The following is a 17,701-nucleotide window of genomic DNA, read 5'->3' on the forward strand; positions in this document are numbered from 1 at the left end:
ATGCGCGTCCCACTGAACTGGCTGGCCGACTACGTCGATCTCCCAGCCACAACGGATCCCCATGCCCTGGCCGCGGAATTCGCGGCGATCGGACTCGAGGAAGAGGACTTCTTCGGTCCCGAGATCACCGGGCCCCTCGTCGTCGGACACGTGCTCGAACTGGTCAAGGAAGAGCACTCGAACGGCAAGACCGTCAACTGGTGCCGCGTCGACGTCGGCCCCGAACACAACGAGGACCTCGACGACCCGAAAGACCCGCAGCCCGGTCCCGAGGTGCCCAGCCGCGGCATCATCTGCGGAGCGCACAACTTCGTACCCGGCGACCTCATCGTCGCCTGCCTGCCCGGAGCCGTCCTGCCCGGCGACTTCGCGATCGCTGCGCGGAAGACCTACGGGCATAAGTCCGACGGCATGATCTGCTCGGCCAAGGAGCTCGGCCTCGGCGAGGACCACGACGGCATCATCGTGCTGACCGACCTCGGGCTGAGCGGTGAACCCGGTGACGATGCGATCGCCCTGCTCGGACTCGACCAGGTCACCCTCGACGTCAACGTCACCCCCGACCGCGGCTACCAGCTGTCCATGCGCGGCATCGCTCGCGAGTACGCACAGATGAAGGACCAGTCCTTCACCGACATCGGATCGACCGCCGTCGCCGAGGTGAACGCCCCCACCGATGACGGGTTCCCTGTCGTCTTCGACGACGCCAACCCCATCGACGGGGTCGTCGGCTGTGATCAGTTCACCGCCCTTCAGGTCACCGGCATCGACCCGACCGCGAGCACCCCGTTCTGGATGCAGCGCCGACTGCAGCAGGCCGGCATGCGCCCGATCAGCCTGACCGTCGACGTGACCAACTACGTCATGCTCGAACTCGGCCAGCCCCTCCACGCGTACGACACAGCTCTGCTCGGATCGGAGATCGTCGTTCGTCGCGCCGAGGTGGGGGAGAAGTTCACGACCCTCGATGACGTCGAGCGCAAGCTCAGTCCCGAAGACCTCCTCATCACCGACCGCGGTGGCGAGAGCGGCGGGAAGATCATTGGTCTCGCCGGCGTCATGGGCGGAGCCGCCGTCGAGGTGCATGCCGGGACCACCGAGGTGGTCATCGAGGCCGCTCACTTCGATCCGATCTCGATCGCCCGGACCTCGCGTCGCCACAAGTTATCCTCCGAGGCGTCCCGTCGTTTCGAACGCGGCGTCGATCCGAAGCTCGGACCTGTGGCCGCCCGTCGCTGCGCCGACCTGCTCGTCGAACTCGCCGGTGGAACCCTCAGCCCGGCGACCACACAGACCGGTCAGGCTCCCGAGCCCACGGTCATCGAGCTCGAGGTCTCCCGTGTCGGTGCCCTCGTCGGCGTCGACTACTCCGCCGCCGAGGTGCGTGAGCTTCTCGAAGGCATCGGCGCCACCGTCGATAATGTCTACGACGAGACCCTGTCCGTGACCGTGCCCAGCTGGCGCACGGACATCACCGACGACGTCGATCTCATCGAGGAAGTCGCCCGCACCGGCGGCTACGACCGGATCCCGTCGATCCAGCCCGCGGCCCGTGCCGGTAAGGGACTGACCGTGGCGCAGAAGACCCGTCGCCGGGTCTCGAACCTGCTCGCCGCCGACGGATTCACCGAAGTCCTGTCCTACCCGTTCACCTCTGATAAGCGTGACGATCAGCTGCGCCTCGAAGCCGACGATGTGCGCCGTGCGCATATTCGCCTGGCCAACCCGATGTCCGAAGACCTGCCGCTCATGCGCACCAACCTGCTCTCGACCCTCGTCGACCTGGTGGCGCGCAACCTTGGCCGCGGGGCGAAAGATGTCGCACTGTTCGAGGCGGGACTCGTCTCCACCTCGGCGGGACTGCCCGAAGGCCCCGGTCCGCGGCATCTGCCCGGCTACCACCCGAGTGATGCCGAGCTCGAGGCGATCTACGCCTCGGTGCCGGCTCAGACGTACCGCTACGCGGGCATCATCGCCGGCAATGCCGAACTCACCGGCGTCTGGGGCAAGGGCCGCAAGGCCGAGGCCACCGACGTCATCGACACGGTCCGCCGAATCGCCACCGTCAATGGCCTTGAGGTCACCGTCGAAGCCGATCAGATCGCCCCGTGGCATCCCGGCCGGGCCGCGAAGTTCGTCCTCGCCGACGGTCAGATCCTCGGTCATGCCGGTGAGCTGCACCCGAAGGTGTGCGAGAACCTCGGCCTGCCGACACGCACCGTCGCCTTCGAGATCGACCTCGACGCCCTGCTCGCGCAGGCGGATCTGCGGTCGTGGGACGGGGCACTGTCGACCTACCCAGTCTCCCGCCAGGACGTCGCGCTCATCGTCGATGCGGAGCTGCCCACGCAGACGCTCGCGGCGACCCTGCGCGAGGGTGCGGGCGAGGAGCTCGAACTGCTCGAGACCTTCGACCTCTACACCGGTGACCAGCTGCCCGAGGGCAAGAAGTCGCTGGCGTTCCGCCTGACGTTCCGTGCCCCGGACCGTACGCTCAAGGCCGATGAGGCTTCGGCGATGCGTGAGGCCGCGACCGCTTTGGCCGCCGAGCGTCATGGAGCCGAAGTCCGCAGCTGACACCTCGCTCAGCCGAACCGACGAACTTCTGAGGAGGACGATATGTCCGAGAAACTGCCGTACGGAACTCACCTGCCCACGGGCGCGGGGGAGACGCAGGCCGATGCGAACCCTGCCGAGACGATCGCCGTCATCACCGGCGGTGCTCGCGGCATCGGCCGGCATCTCTCCGAGGCGTTCGCCCGGGCTGGCTATCACGTGGTCGTCACCGCCACCTCGGCGGACAAGGCGGAGGTTGCGGCCGCGGAGATCAACGACGCCACCGGGGGAGCGGTCACCGGGTTCGGTCTGCGCACCGATGACGTCGACTCGGTGAAGACGTTCAGTGAGGCGGTGAGTGCGCTCGGGTCCGAGACCGGTCGTCGTCTGCAGGTGCTGATCAACAATGCCGGTCGCATCGAGTCCACCGAGGGCCCGCTGTGGGAGGCCGAGCCGGAGAGCGTGGCCGGGGTCGTCGGGGCCAATGTCCTCGGTGTCGTCCTTATGCTCAACGTCTTCGCCCCGGTGCTCATCGCCGCAGCCTCGGCGACCGGTCGTCCCAGCCGCATCATCGACCTCAACTCGGGGTCGGGGGCGCAGGGGACACCCGCCTATGCCGTGTACTCGGCGTCGAAGGCCTCGCTGTTCCGCCTCGCGGACTCGGTCGTCCACTTCGGGCATGACAAAGGGCTGCGCATCTTCGAGATGGCTCCCGGCGTCGTCGAGACCGCGATGACGAAGTCCATGCCGGTCCACGACTTCCGCACCGGTAACGATTGGACAAGTCCAGAGCAGGTCACCGACCTGGCGTTGGCCTTGGCCTCGGGCACGCTCGATGCGTACACCGGGCGCTACGTCCGTGCCGGTAAGGATTCGGAATCGTCGCTGCTCGTGGAGGCGGCTTCCGGTCTGTCGGACTCGACCCGTCGGCTCGTTCTGGGCTGAGTTCCCGGTGCGGGGTCACCCGCATGTTCATCGCTGCTGACGAGGAAGCCAGTGTGATTCGCACCCGGCTCATCGACAATGCGGATTCGTTCACGCTCAACCTCTTCCATCTCTTCGCCGAGGTGAACGGCTGTGCGCCGACGTTCGTGCCCAATGATTGGGCGAAGTTCAATGTCAGCGTGCGACAGTGTCGTCATCGCCCCGGGGTCCGGCACGGCGGAGAAGCAGGCCGGTTTCGGCATTTGTGCGGAGGCGATTGCCCAGCCACAGATTCCCATCCTCCGGCTGCGTCTCGCCCATCGGGGGATCGCGACTGGCTCGACCCGGCTTGGTCGGTCCAGTCGAGCACTGGTGCCAGACCGGCGACGCACCCAAGGTTGGGTTCGTCGGAGAGAGGTTTAAGGGTACGAGACGCATTCACTTGCGAGGTGCCCCTCTTGCGCGTGGATAAAGTGCCTTCGTCGCTACTATTTTCCCGAGTCAGAGGCGCATTGCCTATTCAGAGCATCATCGCGAGAAATCATCAGAACGATGGGTCAGGACTAGATCAGTCAACTCAAGTACTGTCGGGCTATGAATGTGGAAGGCAGAACCATCGAGGAAGATGCCGTGTCGGCACCCCCTCCTGATCTCTCTGAATGGGCGTTGCATGCCTTCTGTCTTGGGGCACGAAGCAGCCCTCACCCGGTCGTGGCGATGGACGATAATGGCCGGATCCTCTACTACGCTGTGGGCGGTATCGACATGGACCGGCTTATGGAGCTGGGGTTGAAGCCGAACGAGAGCCAACTCGCGCTGATGAAAGCGTATCGCCTGCTCACGGTGGAAGATGGCCGTCTGACCACGAGCTTTCCCGTGGTCGGGCCACAGGTAATGGGCGAATTGCGGAGGGACATCAGGGCGATCTCCGCCGACGTCACCCAAAGCATTCGACGCGACTCAGAGGAAATGTGTGCTGAACTGGCACGTCGTGGCCATGCTCACCACGGTTATGCGGTCGTATTTGGTCACGCGGTCGATGGTCTGGTCTGGGAGCAGCTGCGCGATCAGCTACCCAGCACAAAGTTGAGTCTCGAGCGTCCATTCTGGAACGGGGCTTTCTGGGCAATCCACCCTCGTCGAGACGATGCCGCTGGAGTGAACGAACATCCCTGGTCGGAGGGAACTTTAGTCTCGGTCTGGTCGGCTCGCATTGCCTTCGAGTTGCGCTCCTTCTTGACTGAGAGCGCCGTTGGCAGATTAACGCATAATGCTGACGGTGTGCTCCCCGTAATCCATTCAGACGACTCAGACGAATTACATCGTCACGGCAAGCTGATCGCCGAACGACTGGCAGAAGCAATACTCTGCGATCCGCGAAGCAAAGCACTCAGTGAACGAATCGTCGGGACTCATCCGGGCGAGTCCCTTCTGATCTTCGCTCACGAACTCATCTGGGATCTCATGGATTGCTTAGTCGAAGCGACACCGCTGGTTCGACCGAGAGCGCTCGACAACGGTTCCGCACCGGCAAGCGACCTCAGGCAGTTGCTCTTCATACGACAGTGACTCGGGGAATAGGAGAACCGAGAGACGCAGTGACCCGCCAGTTGACCGATTGCTGCGCGAGGTGGCGCGCCAGACCACGGTGACGATCAGGTAAGGCGTGGAAATTCCATGACGGCAACCGAGCGGAACAGCCCGGTGCATACCTTCAGCGCGCGATACTTCCAGTGGGGACCTTGCCTGCGACCAGGGAGATCGGTCGGACGACCTGAGCGTCAAACGGAGGCGAGTTCCTCTGCCATCATCCACTCCACGATCGCCGCGACATGCGCATCAACGGAGTCGATGGCCGGCAGGGGAGCGGTCTCCGGAGGTACAAGGAGCCCGATCTCCGTGCACGACAGTGCGACGGCGTCGGCGCCGCGAGACTTGAGGTCATTCATGATCTCCACGTACCTGGCACGAGACGCATCGGTGAAGACGCCCTGGGTGAGCTCATCGAAGATGATTTGGTCGACCTCGAGGCACGTCTCCTCATCGGGAACCAGAGTCGCGATGCCCTGCGCCTCAAGACGCTCGGTGTAGAAGCCGTCGAGCATCGTCCACTTCGTGCCGAGGACAGCCAAGGTCGAATACCCGCGATCCTTGGCCATCGTCGCGATCGAATCGACGATGTGGATGAGCGGAACGTCAACCTCGGCTTCAATCGCGGGGGCACACTTGTGCATGAGGTTCGTGGCAATCGCGACCGCCTCGGCGCCGCCATCACGCAGACGCTGCGCGGTCGCAGCCAACGAGGCATCGGCACCAGCCCAATCCTCGACGAGCTGGAAATCACGAATGTCCGAGAAGTCCGTGGAATCGAGAAGGATCTGCGCGGAATGATGCCCGCCGAGACGCTCGGCCACCGCGGTGTTGATCTTCGTGTAGTACTCAATGCTCGAGTGCCAGCTCATTCCACCCAACAGGCCGATCCTGCGCATCATCCATCTCCTCGGTAGTGCGTATCCTTATCCTGTCTCCAGTCTCGTCCGAATCAACAGCGCCCGGTAGACCCAGTTCCCTCTGCTCTGGCATAAGCTGGACTTATGTCCAACGTCTTCGAACAGGCTCTCGACGCCGGTGATCCGAAACGCCTCCTTATCTTCGGCGCGATCGCGGAAGCCGGCAGCATCGGGGGAGCAGCACGCGTACTCGGCTGGTCACAACCGGCGCTCTCCCAACACATGAACGCCCTCGAGAAAGACCTCGGCGTCACCCTCTTCGACCGCACACCACGCGGCATCGTCCTCACCACCGCCGGCCAACTCACCCGCATCCGCGCCAACGACATCGCCACCTCGGTGACGGGTCTGCGCGGTGACCTCGCCAAAGCCTTCGGACTCGGCGGACGCAACGTCCGCATCGCCGGATTCCCCAGCTTCGTCGTCGGACCGCTCGCCGCGGCACTCGGCACCCTCGAATCCACGTCCGGGGCCCCGGGCGCCGACACCGTCCACCACCACTCCTATGAAGTCACCGAAGCCGAACCGCCCGAAGCTCTGGCCCTGCTCGAGGTCGGCGATATCGACGTGGCCTTTCTCTTCCACCACGAAGACGAAGAGGCTCCGCGCCTGCCCGGCCACGACACCGTCGACCTCGGCGCCGACCACCTCGACCTGCTCGTCCCGGAACGCTGGAACCGCGCTGGGCAGATTCGACAGCTCAACGACGTTGCCGACCTCCCCTGGATCATGGGCTGCGTGCGATGCCGCTCCACGGCCGAACGCCTCTGCCGGCGCACCGGCTTCGAACCCCGCACCCGACACATCACCGACAACCCCGGCGCCATCCAGTCTTTGGTTTCCAACGGACTCGGCGTCGCACTGCTGCCCCGCAGCGCTCGCCGCTACTCACAGGTGGCCGGCATCGACCCGATCATCCTCGATGAGGCCGGAGCGCGCAGAGTCACCGCGATGATCCCCGAAGGTCTGATGTCCACCTCGGAGGTCACCGACCTGCTCGACGCCCTGCGTGTCGTGGAAGTCACAGACGTCGCCCCGGCAAGCGGGCAAAGCGGCGGTACCGTGGACGATGAGAGAATCCAATCCCGCTGACAATGAGGGTCCCAGTGCTGACGTTCAACAAGGTGCTCAGCAAGTGCCTGACGATCACGACCGCGGCAGCGATCATCATCATGATGCTCCACAACGTCGCTCACGCGCTCATGCGCTCCCTCTTCGACGCCCCGATCTACGGCACCAACGAGATCGTCGAATACTGGTACCTACCCGTCGTGGCCCTGCTCGGCATCCCCGCCGCACAGCTGCAGAAGGAACACATCACGGTCACCATGGCCACCGAACGGATGCGTTCCACCACCGCCTCGGTGTTCACGGTCTTCGCCTGCCTCCTGGGCGCGCTCGTCTCCATCGGATTCGCCTGGTTCGGTCTCGTCAAAGCCCTGGAGTATGCGGCCATCGGACAGACCGCCGACGTCTCCGACATCATCACCTGGCCGGTCTACTTCCTCGTGCCCATCATCTTCATCCTCCTGGCCGCGCTCTACGTCCTCGACGCCTTCGTCATCGTCCGCACCGGCAGATCTGATCTCGACCTCGTGACCGGCCGGCCCGCCGAACACGACCTCGAAGAACGCAGCTACTGAGCCGCCGGCGGACAAAACCAGTGAACGAGAATACCGACACCACCGCGGCCGGACTGCCACCGGAAGCCAACACCAGCGCAGCACCCTCCCTGCTTCCCTCCGGATCCCGACGGAAGCGACCGGGCTACCTCGGGCTGAGTATCGGCTTCGGGCTCGTCGCCCTCTGCCTCATCGGCCTCTTCACCAGCCCGAGTGCGGCTATCGGGGGAGCCTGGTGCATCGGAATGATGCTCGTGCTGCTCTTCCTCTCCGTGCCCGTGGCCATCGCCCTGTCCGTGCCCTCGATCATCGGTGTCTACGCGGTCAGCGGCATCCCGGCGATGATGAACATCCTCTCGACCGCACCCTTCAGCGCCGTCTCGGACTGGACGTTCAGCGTGCTGCCGATGTTCATCTTCATGGGCATGCTGCTCACTGGGTCCGGACTCTCGACGAAGGTCTACCGGGTCGCCGACCACTGGTTCTCCTGGCTGCCCGGCGGCATCGGGATCGGCACGAACTTCGCCGGCGCCGGACTCTCGGCCGTGACCGGATCGACCATCGGTATGACCTACGCCCTCGGCCGCGCCGGGATCCCCGAGATGCTCAAGGCCGGCTACGACAAACGCATGGCCGTCGGGACGATGATGGTCGCAGGCCTCACCGGCAACCTCATCCCACCATCGATCCTCATGGTCATCTACGCCGGCATTGCCTCCGTGCCCGTGGGACCCGCCCTCATGGCCGGAGCCGTGCCCGGCATCCTCCTGGCCATCTGCTTCGCAATCTTCATGCTCGCACTAGGCATCCTCGTGCCGAAGCTCGTCGGCCGCGGCGTCGACGGGGGAGAGCGAATCACCCCCGCGTGGGGGCAACGGTGGTCATCGCTGGCTGACATCTGGGGCTTCCCGATCATCCTCGTCGTCCTCTTCGGCGGCATGTTCTCCGGAATCTTCACCCCCACCGAGGCGGGAGCCGCAGCCGCCCTGTGCTCGGTCCTGCTGTGCCTATGGGAGAAGCGCGGGGACCAACCGTGGCGCAAGGTCGCGGACTCGGCGCTGGCCACGGTGTCGGCCACCTCGGCGATCTTCTTCATCATGATCGGCGCGAAGATGCTCACCAGCCTCCTGGCGATCACCGGACTGGCCCCGATGCTCACCGGCATCATCACCGACCTGGGGCTGTCCACGGTGGGGTTCCTGCTCGTGCTCATCGTCCTCTACCTCATCATGGGCATGTTCTTCGACACCATGTCGATGATGCTCCTGACGATCCCGATCCTCCTGCCGACGCTGGAGACGATGGGCGTGAGCGCCCTGTGGTTCGGTGTCTTCGTCGTCCTCCTCGGCGAACTGAGCATGGTTACCCCGCCGGTCGGCATCATCCCCTACATCATCAACAGCATCGTCAAAGACAAGGACGTCAACCTCGGCGTGCATGTCACCCTGCGCGACATCTTCATCTCGCTGCTGTGGTTCCTGCCCGTGGCCGTGATCTTCCTCGTCCTCATGATCGCCGTGCCCGAGATGACCGAGTGGCTGCCGAATCTGCTCAGCTCCGCTGGCGGGGGTTGAGGGGCCTTAGCCGGTGTCGGGCTGAGTGTTCTCGGTCGTCGATTGACGGAGGAGTTCGACGAGATCGGTCCCAGCCAGGAGCAGTGCCTCGGATTGCTTGGCAATAGCGCCGAGGCGGCCCCTGAGGATCTCGTGGGCGTCCTTTGTGCCAGGCATCGTCTGCAGCGTTTCCATGACGGTGCGTACCGCCGGGATGCGGTAGCCCCCGGCGCGGAGGGCGACGACGATGCGAGCTTCCGTGATGGCGCGGGGTGGGTAGCGTCGCGCAGTGAGTCCGTGTGGACGCTCGGGTGTGACCAGTCCTTCCTGTTCCCAGAAGCGGAGGGTGGACGAGCGTACCCCGAGCGCGGCAGACAGTTCGGTGATCGACATCGAATCCTCGGGTGCGGGTGCCGCCTCGGTGGCGCTTTCGTCGACGATGCTCTCCAGGGCACGGAGTGCCGCGAGGGTCTGGTTGCGGGCATGGACGAGATCTGTGTGAAGCCCGACGATTCTCGCGATCGCCTCGTCGTGCGGCAGGGCGGGCATCTCGCTCATGGTCGCCCGGGCGATGACAGGGCCGACCGCGGCAGCGAGTCGGCGGTACGCGCGCAGGGCAGTCACGTGCACAGTGTTGAACTGGCGATAGCCGTTGGGCTGTCGTGCTGCGGGTGGGAGGACGCCGAGGTGTTCGAGGTCGCGGACCTGTTGCACGGAGTATCCGGTGATGGCGGCGAGGCGACTGGTCGAGTAGTGCGGGGAGTTAGGCTCATCGGCGTTCGTCACTGCTCTCAACTCTCCATAAGCACTTCAAGGTCACACTTGAACCATGACTCTTCAACAGATTCTCTCAGAAGTCCGAACCTTTGACGGGATCCTCGAGGTGGCTCCGCAGCCGGGGAGTGACTATCCGGAGATCGCGTGGGGCGATCATTTCTTCTACTATGCGCCCGACGGCCAGGTGCCGCGCCGTCAGCCCTACGCAACGATCGTCACCAAGGACTACCCGGATGACACGGCTTCCCGTCTGGACGGTACCGATCGGTGGCGTCTGAACATCCATGTCGGACCGACTGTTCTCACCGAGCTCACCGGGCACGATCCCGCGGAGGTCGATGACTCCGATGTGGACTTCGGTGCGGAGGACGTGTTCAATCCGCATCCGCTCTACGGGGCGTACGGGTGGGTGTGTGTCGTCAACCCCGGAGCTAGGACTCTCGACCAGGCACTTGAGACTCTCCGCGGTGCGCACCTGGCCGACCGCCGTCGGGTCGAACGCCGACACAGCGGTGGCTAGCTCGGCCGCGCTGGCGATCAGCCCAGTCCCGAAGCAGTTCGCGTGCGGGATACGGGCGGTGTGATCGGAGTCATGGTGAGGGTGACCTAATTCGGATCTATGATCTAAGGAAGCTCACAGCAGACGTTCAAAGGAGTCCCATGCAACGCATTCGCTCGGCGGCGGTCCGCCCCGCCACGGTCACGGCAATGGTTGCGTCTCTGGCTGTGCTCGCCGGATGCGCCGGTTCGGTCGGCGGCAGTGACTCCCAGTCAGAGGACTCCTCCGGCGACGGGTTCGCCTACGATGCCTCGCAGGAGGACATCGACGCGGCGCTGGCCGACCTCGACCCGGTCACACTGAAGTTCCAGCCCTCGGCGATGTCGGAGAAGTCGATCCTCGCCCCGAACGGGCTCGATGTGAAGAAGGCGATCGAGGAGCGGTCGGGCGGGAAGATCACCGTCGACATCGTCTGGGGTCAGGCGATCGCCAGCTACGCCGACGTCGACGACGCGTTGGCCGATGGTCGCGTCGATCTTGCCTTCACTCTGCCGTCGTACACCCCGGCCGAGTACCCGGCCTTCGACGCTCTCGGCACGTCGATGTCGACGCTGCCGTCGTCGCCGGTGGCCAGCGATCTCGCGGCGAATGCGGCCGGTGTCCAGGCCGCCTGGGAGACGCCCGAGGTGCTTGCGGAGTTCGAGGATAAGAACCTCGTCCCGCTGATCCCGATGCTCGCGGCCGGTGGATATTCGACGATGTGTTCCGAACCGGTGACTTCGCTCGAGGATTGGAAGGGCAAGCAGGTTCGTGTCGGTTCAGCGGCCGCCGGTAAGCAGGTGACCGATCTGGGTGCGACTCCGGTGTCGCTGTCGTTCCCGGAGACCTATGAGGCTCTGCAGCGTAAGACCGTCGACTGCGATCTCGGTCAGCTCGCGCCGAACGTCGAGGCCGGGACCTTCGAGGTTGCTCCTCATATCGGAGTTGCCTCGGATGCGGGGATCGCGCGCTCCGCCGGAGCGATCACGGCCGGCAAGAAGTACTCTGAGCTGCCTTTGGCCTATCAGCAGGTCGTCTTTGATTCGATGTCCACGACCTTCAGCACGATGATGGAGGTCGTCATCGGTGCTAAGGCGCAGGCGGTCGAGCAAGCGAAGGATAACGACGGTTCGGTTAAGCCCTTCGCCGACGATGTCCAGAAGCAGATGGCGACATATGCGAAGTCATTGTCGGATGAAACGGCGGAGAAGGCCGGAGTGCCCGATGCTCCGTCGACGCTGAGCACTGACGGGACCGATTGGCAGAAGTCCGTGTCCGAACTCGGCTATGACGACAAGGGCGACTTCGCCGAACTCGACGAGTGGTACCCGGAGGATACGTCGTATGACGAGCTTGGCGATGAGCTGTTCGCAAAGGTGATGGCTGAACATCGGCCGGAGTGACGAGACAAGAGCATCCTATTTTAATCTAATGGCTCAATCCAATTTGTCTGGTGAGAAGTTGGGCAATAGTTTATTCTCGATACGATTTGACTATGTCGTACACTTTGATCAGAACATCGCAAATCTCTTCAATCCCGTCGGCCTCAGATATGTCAGAAAGAAACAACGGATAGCTGGATTCGCGAACGTGAAATACCGCGCCAGACGGACCCCCTGAATTGGGGAATTTCTTCTCCAAATTTTTGACCAAATCCGACCACTCCAAGCCAAATGGGCGAGAAGACGCCTCCCGGTCTCCGACTGAGCGTCCAAAGGTGATAGTCAAGCCTTTTCTGCTATATCCTATGGATGCGAACCGCGGTCGAAGTCGAGGACCTAAATTCGATATCTCTTCAGCGTTGCTAGACGTGTACAATGTAATAGTTTTCGAGGCCTCTTGTGCAAACATGCTTAATTCGCGACCTCTTAGCCTTGCATTCATTCCATTAGCAACAGCACTCATCAGCTCGGCCGTCTTCTCAGTGCTCTTTTCGCGAACGGTATCTAAGACTTCAGGGGCTCCTATTGACTTAGCATCATCCCGAGTATCGTCGCTCTTGGATGGTCCTGATGCTGTTACTTGCGAGAGCTCGATACCCCTGCGCAGGAGAGTCACATCCAGATGGCCTTCTTGATTACTGGATAGGATGCCCAATCGTTCCCGAAAATCGCGGAATGCGCGTAGTTCAACATCCTCTAACTCAAAATCTCGTGCTAATGCCTCATCTTCGCTATCGTCTCCATGGCTAGACAATATCTCGTCCAACAGATCTTCTTTGCTTCGGCCTTCTATGAGTTGGCGGTGAAGTTCAGGGTAAGCGGCCTGTGCACAAAGCAGAGCGAAAACTATCTGAGGCAATTGCCTTTCTGCGCTGAGTAGTGGAGTGCCTTGGGAGCTGAGTATCAGTTGCAGTAGTTCGAATGAATTCAGTAGCCGTTTCAGGGAACGAGGGTTGGTTCCGACTGATTCGTGCACAATTGTCAAATACTGGTCAAAAACTGTTGGGTCGTCATCGACAATTCCTGATTTTGCCAATGCTTCATTGAGCATTTCTTTTATCTTGAATGCTGCGACCGGCATTGAGAAGGGGACCTGTATAATTTTGTCAAAATACTGACGGGCCTTCTTTTTCTTAAACTCGTTTCCATAGCGCTCACCGACTCCCCGTACGACGACATCAAAATCTAGCGCTAGAATAAAGACGCATCTGGGGACTTCGAAGAACAGTTTTAGGCTTTCTAGAATCTCAATCGCCCGAGTCGGTTCAACCCGGTCAAGATCGTCTATCAGGATCACTACTCTTTCGAGATGATTTGCGTTACAGTATTCCTCAATTGACGTTTCAAAATCATCCCGCATCTGTTTCAGCTTCGCAATTACGTTGGGAGCGTCGTCGGAATAGGTGGCATTTTTAAGGGACTCGACGACCGCCGATGTGAGTGCGGTGGTTCCGGTCGCGGATCCGAGCAGATCCGCCCCGCCTTTCAGGAGACCCGCCCCCATCGTGGATACGAATCGCATCAGTTTCTTGGCAGAGTCCGAGGATGCCGAGAGTGGTCGAAGGATTTCGTGTGCCATCGAAAAGACTAGTGAGTCTCCAAGCTCAAATTGAGAGTATAGCCAAGTATTGAATTCGATTACACGCACGGTATTCGGCAACAACGAGCTGACGAAGTTCAGTGTTGTGGATTTCCCGCTGCCCCAGTCTCCCTGTACCGCTATCGTCATGGGAGTCTGGCATCCTGCGATGAAAGCCGTCAGGCCATCGTAGTACGCGCTGACATTGAGCCGATCTGCTTCGTGCGGAGGATCGACTGGCAAATCGACGTATCCGTACGGCCCGTTGAATATTTTTCCAGAGGACTGTTTTGGCTGCATAGAAGAAGTGTAGCCGTTAAATCGGGACTACGGGGGTATCACACTATTATGATTTGGGCTAATGGGAAGAGTCGGTACTGCCTCTCGATGTCTCTACGCATTGGATCGTAAGAAAGTTGCGTCCAGTTCTTTTGCTTGAACGTGCTTTGACCGATCGTTTGAGGGAGGTCGCGGCACCCAGAGGCCGAACCGTACAGCTACATCAGTATCCGGTTGAGAGCGTCCGGTGTACCTGCTCGTGCCGACTGATGCTCGGGGCATCTGCGCTATTCCGGACTGAATTCCTCCTTCTCGTCACTGGCTGACGGGCTCGATAGAAGGCGCAGGCAGGTCGACTAGGATCAGCTCGATGGACGATACACAGGTGGGGACTGAGTCCCGCCTTGCTCAAATGGGCGGCGACCTGCGTTGGTGTTATTCGCCATCGCACTCGGGTTTGCTAGAGCTCGGTACAGTCGACCATGAGATCATTCGGATTGAAGCGGGCGCCGAGGTTCCCACAGGTTTGGGCGCCGATCATCGGTCGGAATCTGGGCACTGGTTGCGCCAGGTGACGAATGAAATGGGCATGCTTGGGAGAGTATTCGTTGGGGTGACCTAGGGGTGATCTCTGTGTACAGAGACACAATTGTGGATCTAGTTTCAATGGCTACAATCGTGTCGCGTGTGGCCGATGGTCCGGACCTCAGTACGGCGCAGTTGGCGGTGAGGGGAGCGTAGGAATTCAACTGGTCCTTCTATTGGTGTCTTCGTGTGCAGTAGGCGAGCAAAGACTCGGTCATTTCAGCCGAGCTGGAGTTGCGCCCCCCCTGCTGAACCAACTGATACACCATTTGATGGGGTAACTCCACACGGCTTTTCCGCTCGGTTTTATGGAACGCGGATGAGCGTAAATGGGGTCGCGTCGAGTACATGACGATCCGTTGCCGGCTACGGCTTCAACGATTCAGACATCACGAAGGCCTAGCGAAGCTGAATGACTATCGTGACGATCATCGATTATACGAGGAGGCAGATTCCCAACGACAATATTCCTCTCCACCACCGGTTCAGGTTCTTTGTCCTGCCGACGAGCGCTGTCACAATTCGGCCGAAGACGACCAGGCGATCGTTGAGGGTATTCCGATGAGGTATCCGAGGAACTCGATTCTTGGTCTCTCCGCGGGAAAGCGGCCGAAGCGCGCGACTTGGCAGGGGTTTCCGACGACGGTGCTGGAAGCCGTCAGCCGTAGGATGGCGAAAGCTGCGAAAGCTGCGAACCAAGCGCCGAAGATGATCAGAAGCCAACCCCACCGGTCTCGACCTGTTATGGGCGGGGACAGTGTCGTCATGATGTGACCATTGTTCTACCTACCAGGCGTGTCGTTCACAACAACAGCGTCTCACTCATTGCGTGTTCGTCGATCTGGCCGAATATGGGCAGATATGACTTTGGTGCGGAGTTGTTGAATCAGAACGCGGCAGTGCGTGCGTTCACGCCTAGGCGCTCAGGCTCGAACTCGTCTGCAACATTGGGTTCTATCGAGATGAGGTCGAGGAGAGACGAGGATTCAGACGCCATCCCTGTAGCGAGGGCAGCCGTGGCCTCAATCTCAATGCTGGTGCTGTGCTCGATTGCTCGTCGGTGCAATAGGGCTCTGGTGCCTCCGGCAATATGTGAATCAGAATTTCTTCCATCATGCTTCCACTAGTTATCGACGGCACGATGGCAGGCGGAAGTCGTAGATTGAAACCTGCTTGTTCAATGCACCGCAAACACCCAACTCACAGCCACCTCCGACCTGCCGGGCATCTACTAGGCTGGTGACGGCGCCGAATTCGGTACCGAACACGCGTCACGAAGGCGCGCATCTAGTCAACGAGAGAAGGGCTGACGGGTGACGATCCTCTACACCATCGGGCTGGGCGTCCTGAGCGCGCTCATCGTCGGATTCCTCGTTCGGCGGATGATGCTCACCGGCACCGGAGCCGCCCGCAACACCATCGTCTCCCTGATCATGGGCCTCTCGATCTGGCCGATCACCCTCCAGGCCTACAAACTGCTCGGCATCTCAGAGTCCGACCAATACCCGAACCTGTCGATGAGTTTCCCGGCGATCATGGTCTTCCTACTCCTCTTCGCCTGGTTCATCGTCATCCAGATGTTCGTCCTCCTCGCGATCGAACTCATCATGCCCTCGGGGACGCTCAGCTCGCTCATCCGCAACGCGCCGAAGATCCCCACCTGGTACCGCCGCCTCAATCGACTCGCACAGATCCAGAAGATCCTCATCAAATTCGGCCTCGCCCGCTACCTCAAGCCGAGGATTCCGACCCTGCGAGTGTCCCTGCGCGAGATCGCCGCGACCACCCGCGACGCCCTGGCCGCCTCGGGAGTCACGTTCATCAAGCTCGGCCAGTTCATCGCCACCCGCGGTGACATGATCCCGCACGAGTTCGTCGAAGAGTTCTCCACCCTCCAAGCCGGGGTGAAGCCGGTCCCGTTCGCTGAGGTTAAGGACCAGCTCGAGTCCGAATGGGGCAAGCCCGTCGCCGAGGTGTTCGCCGAGTTCGACGAAATTCCCTTCGCCGGTGCCTCCGTCGCCCAGGTCCACCGTGCCGTGACCTGGGAAGGTCAGGTCGTAGCGGTGAAGGTGCAGCGACCGAAGATCCGCAAACAGGTCCGCGCCGACTGCGACATCGTCCTCACCCTCGCCGAGCGACTCGAACGTACCACTGACTGGGCGAAGAAGATCGGCATCGGCAAACTCGCTCACAGCTTTGTCGACTCCCTCCAGGGAGAACTCGACTACCGCGGTGAGCTCGCCCATATCGAAGCACTCAGGCTCGCCGATGAGACCGGCAGGTCGACGACGAAGACCGACTCCACCGTCCATATTCCGCACGTGCACAAGAGCCTCTCCGGCGAGTTCGTCCTCGTCATGGACCTCGTCGAAGGCGTCCCATTGTCCCACGCCGCCGAGGTGGTCGAACACCTCTCGGATATTGCTCGCGGGGAGATCGCCCAGGACCTGTTCCTCATGGTCGTCCGCCAGGTGCTCGGCAAAGGAATCTTCCACGCCGACCTTCACCCTGGCAACATCGTCATCTCGAAGGCGGGTCGCGCCGGTCTCGTCGACTTCGGCGCGGTGGGCCGCATCGACAAACGCGACCGCCGCGCGATCGCTCTGCTGCTCATGGCCTTCGACTCGCAGAACTCGCAGGCAGCGACGGCCGCGATCCTCGAGCTCCTCGGCACACCAAGTGAGGTCAACCTGCGTGAGCTGCAACGTGAGATCGGGCAGATCATGCTCAAGTACGGCGACGGTCTGCCGGGATCGACCTCGGCGGCACTGTTCGGCGAGCTCATCGACTTCGTCGTCGACTTCGGCTTCCCGATGCCGGCCTCGGTAGCGACGGCTTTCCGGGCAATCAGCACACTCGAGGGCTCGATCATGCGCCTCGATCCGGAGATGAACCTGCTGTCGCTGGTGACCTCGAACGGACGTGACTTGCTGCGCGAGGTCGGGGGACTGGGCGTCAATCGGCAGGAAGTGGCACTCTACGCCGCCGCGGTGGCACCGCAGCTCGCCGAGCTGCCAGGGCAGCTCTCTCGGATCGCGGGGCATCTTCAGGACGGCACGCTCGATGTCGGTACCAGCGGGCTGAACATTTCGATGATCAAGAACCTGCTCGTCTCTACGGTCGAGCAGTTCATTCAGGTGATCGTGTCCACGGCGCTCATCCTCGGCGGTGTCATTCTCATGGCCGCGGACTTCGGTCCACCTCTCGCGCCCGAGCTCAAACTCTTCACTTATTTCGGTGCTTGGGTGCTGCTCGTCGGTAGCGTCATCGCCGCCCTTGTCTTGGCACCGGCGTTGAGACAGCGGATGACCTGGGACAGTTTGGGGTAATCGAAAC

At 61.7% G+C, this 17,701-nt stretch carries 12 protein-coding genes; 9 read left to right on the plus strand and 3 right to left on the minus strand.

Annotated features, from left to right (window positions below):
* The 3 genes from pheT (at position 1) to ACH82I_RS17610 (ending at position 5,049) form a co-directional block, all read left to right on the plus strand.
* The gene (gene pheT, locus ACH82I_RS17600) at positions 1 to 2,577 is read left to right on the plus strand and encodes a phenylalanine--tRNA ligase subunit beta (protein ID WP_413334480.1); all 2,577 of its coding nucleotides are present in this window, start codon (positions 1 to 3) and stop codon (positions 2,575 to 2,577) included.
* A 42-nt stretch (positions 2,578 to 2,619) separates the two neighbouring features.
* The gene (locus ACH82I_RS17605; RefSeq protein WP_413334482.1) at positions 2,620 to 3,501 is read left to right on the plus strand and encodes an SDR family NAD(P)-dependent oxidoreductase; all 882 of its coding nucleotides are present in this window, start codon (positions 2,620 to 2,622) and stop codon (positions 3,499 to 3,501) included.
* Positions 3,502 to 4,074: 573 nt separating this feature from the next.
* Positions 4,075 to 5,049, plus strand: a complete 975-nt coding sequence (locus ACH82I_RS17610) for a hypothetical protein (RefSeq protein ID WP_413334484.1) — start codon at positions 4,075 to 4,077, stop codon at positions 5,047 to 5,049.
* Between the two features lie 212 nt (positions 5,050 to 5,261).
* On the opposite strand, the gene ACH82I_RS17615 is transcribed toward ACH82I_RS17610, so the two are convergent.
* On the minus strand, positions 5,262 to 5,972 hold the full coding sequence (locus ACH82I_RS17615) for an aspartate/glutamate racemase family protein (RefSeq protein ID WP_413334486.1): 711 nt from the start codon (positions 5,970 to 5,972) through the stop codon (positions 5,262 to 5,264).
* 102 nt (positions 5,973 to 6,074) lie between these two features.
* On the opposite strand from ACH82I_RS17615, the gene ACH82I_RS17620 reads away from it, so the two are divergent.
* Genes ACH82I_RS17620 through ACH82I_RS17630 form a run of 3 tightly spaced genes read left to right on the plus strand, consistent with a single transcriptional unit; the run spans position 6,075 to position 9,186 of the window.
* Positions 6,075 to 7,082, plus strand: a complete 1,008-nt coding sequence (locus ACH82I_RS17620; protein ID WP_413334488.1) for a LysR family transcriptional regulator — start codon at positions 6,075 to 6,077, stop codon at positions 7,080 to 7,082.
* A 14-nt stretch (positions 7,083 to 7,096) separates the two neighbouring features.
* Positions 7,097 to 7,633, plus strand: a complete 537-nt coding sequence (locus ACH82I_RS17625) for a TRAP transporter small permease (protein ID WP_413334490.1) — start codon at positions 7,097 to 7,099, stop codon at positions 7,631 to 7,633.
* A 20-nt stretch (positions 7,634 to 7,653) separates the two neighbouring features.
* A complete protein-coding gene (locus ACH82I_RS17630; protein ID WP_413334492.1) occupies positions 7,654 to 9,186 on the plus strand; it encodes a TRAP transporter large permease in 1,533 nt (510 codons plus the stop codon).
* Between the two features lie 6 nt (positions 9,187 to 9,192).
* Here ACH82I_RS17630 and ACH82I_RS17635 read toward each other — a convergent pair whose 3' ends face one another.
* Positions 9,193 to 9,951 (minus strand): MerR family transcriptional regulator, encoded by a 759-nt coding sequence (locus tag ACH82I_RS17635; protein ID WP_413336779.1) that lies wholly within the window; start codon positions 9,949 to 9,951, stop codon positions 9,193 to 9,195.
* 43 nt (positions 9,952 to 9,994) lie between these two features.
* On the opposite strand from ACH82I_RS17635, the gene ACH82I_RS17640 reads away from it, so the two are divergent.
* Positions 9,995 to 10,462, plus strand: a complete 468-nt coding sequence (locus ACH82I_RS17640) for a DUF6194 family protein (protein WP_413334494.1) — start codon at positions 9,995 to 9,997, stop codon at positions 10,460 to 10,462.
* Between the two features lie 140 nt (positions 10,463 to 10,602).
* Complete coding sequence (gene dctP, locus ACH82I_RS17645) at positions 10,603 to 11,883, plus strand: TRAP transporter substrate-binding protein DctP (protein ID WP_413334496.1); 1,281 nt, start codon at positions 10,603 to 10,605, stop codon at positions 11,881 to 11,883.
* A gap of 70 nt (positions 11,884 to 11,953) precedes the next feature.
* Here dctP and ACH82I_RS17650 read toward each other — a convergent pair whose 3' ends face one another.
* Entirely contained in the window at positions 11,954 to 13,801 is a 1,848-nt protein-coding gene (locus tag ACH82I_RS17650) for a P-loop NTPase fold protein (protein WP_413334498.1), read from the minus strand.
* Between the two features lie 1,877 nt (positions 13,802 to 15,678).
* Here ACH82I_RS17650 and ACH82I_RS17655 point away from each other — a divergent pair.
* Positions 15,679 to 17,694 (plus strand): ABC1 kinase family protein, encoded by a 2,016-nt coding sequence (locus tag ACH82I_RS17655; RefSeq protein WP_413334500.1) that lies wholly within the window; start codon positions 15,679 to 15,681, stop codon positions 17,692 to 17,694.
* Positions 17,695 to 17,701: the final 7 nt, after the last annotated feature.

This window comes from Brevibacterium sp. GP-SGM9 (assembly GCF_047300845.1).
Lineage (GTDB): Bacteria > Actinomycetota > Actinomycetes > Actinomycetales > Brevibacteriaceae > Brevibacterium.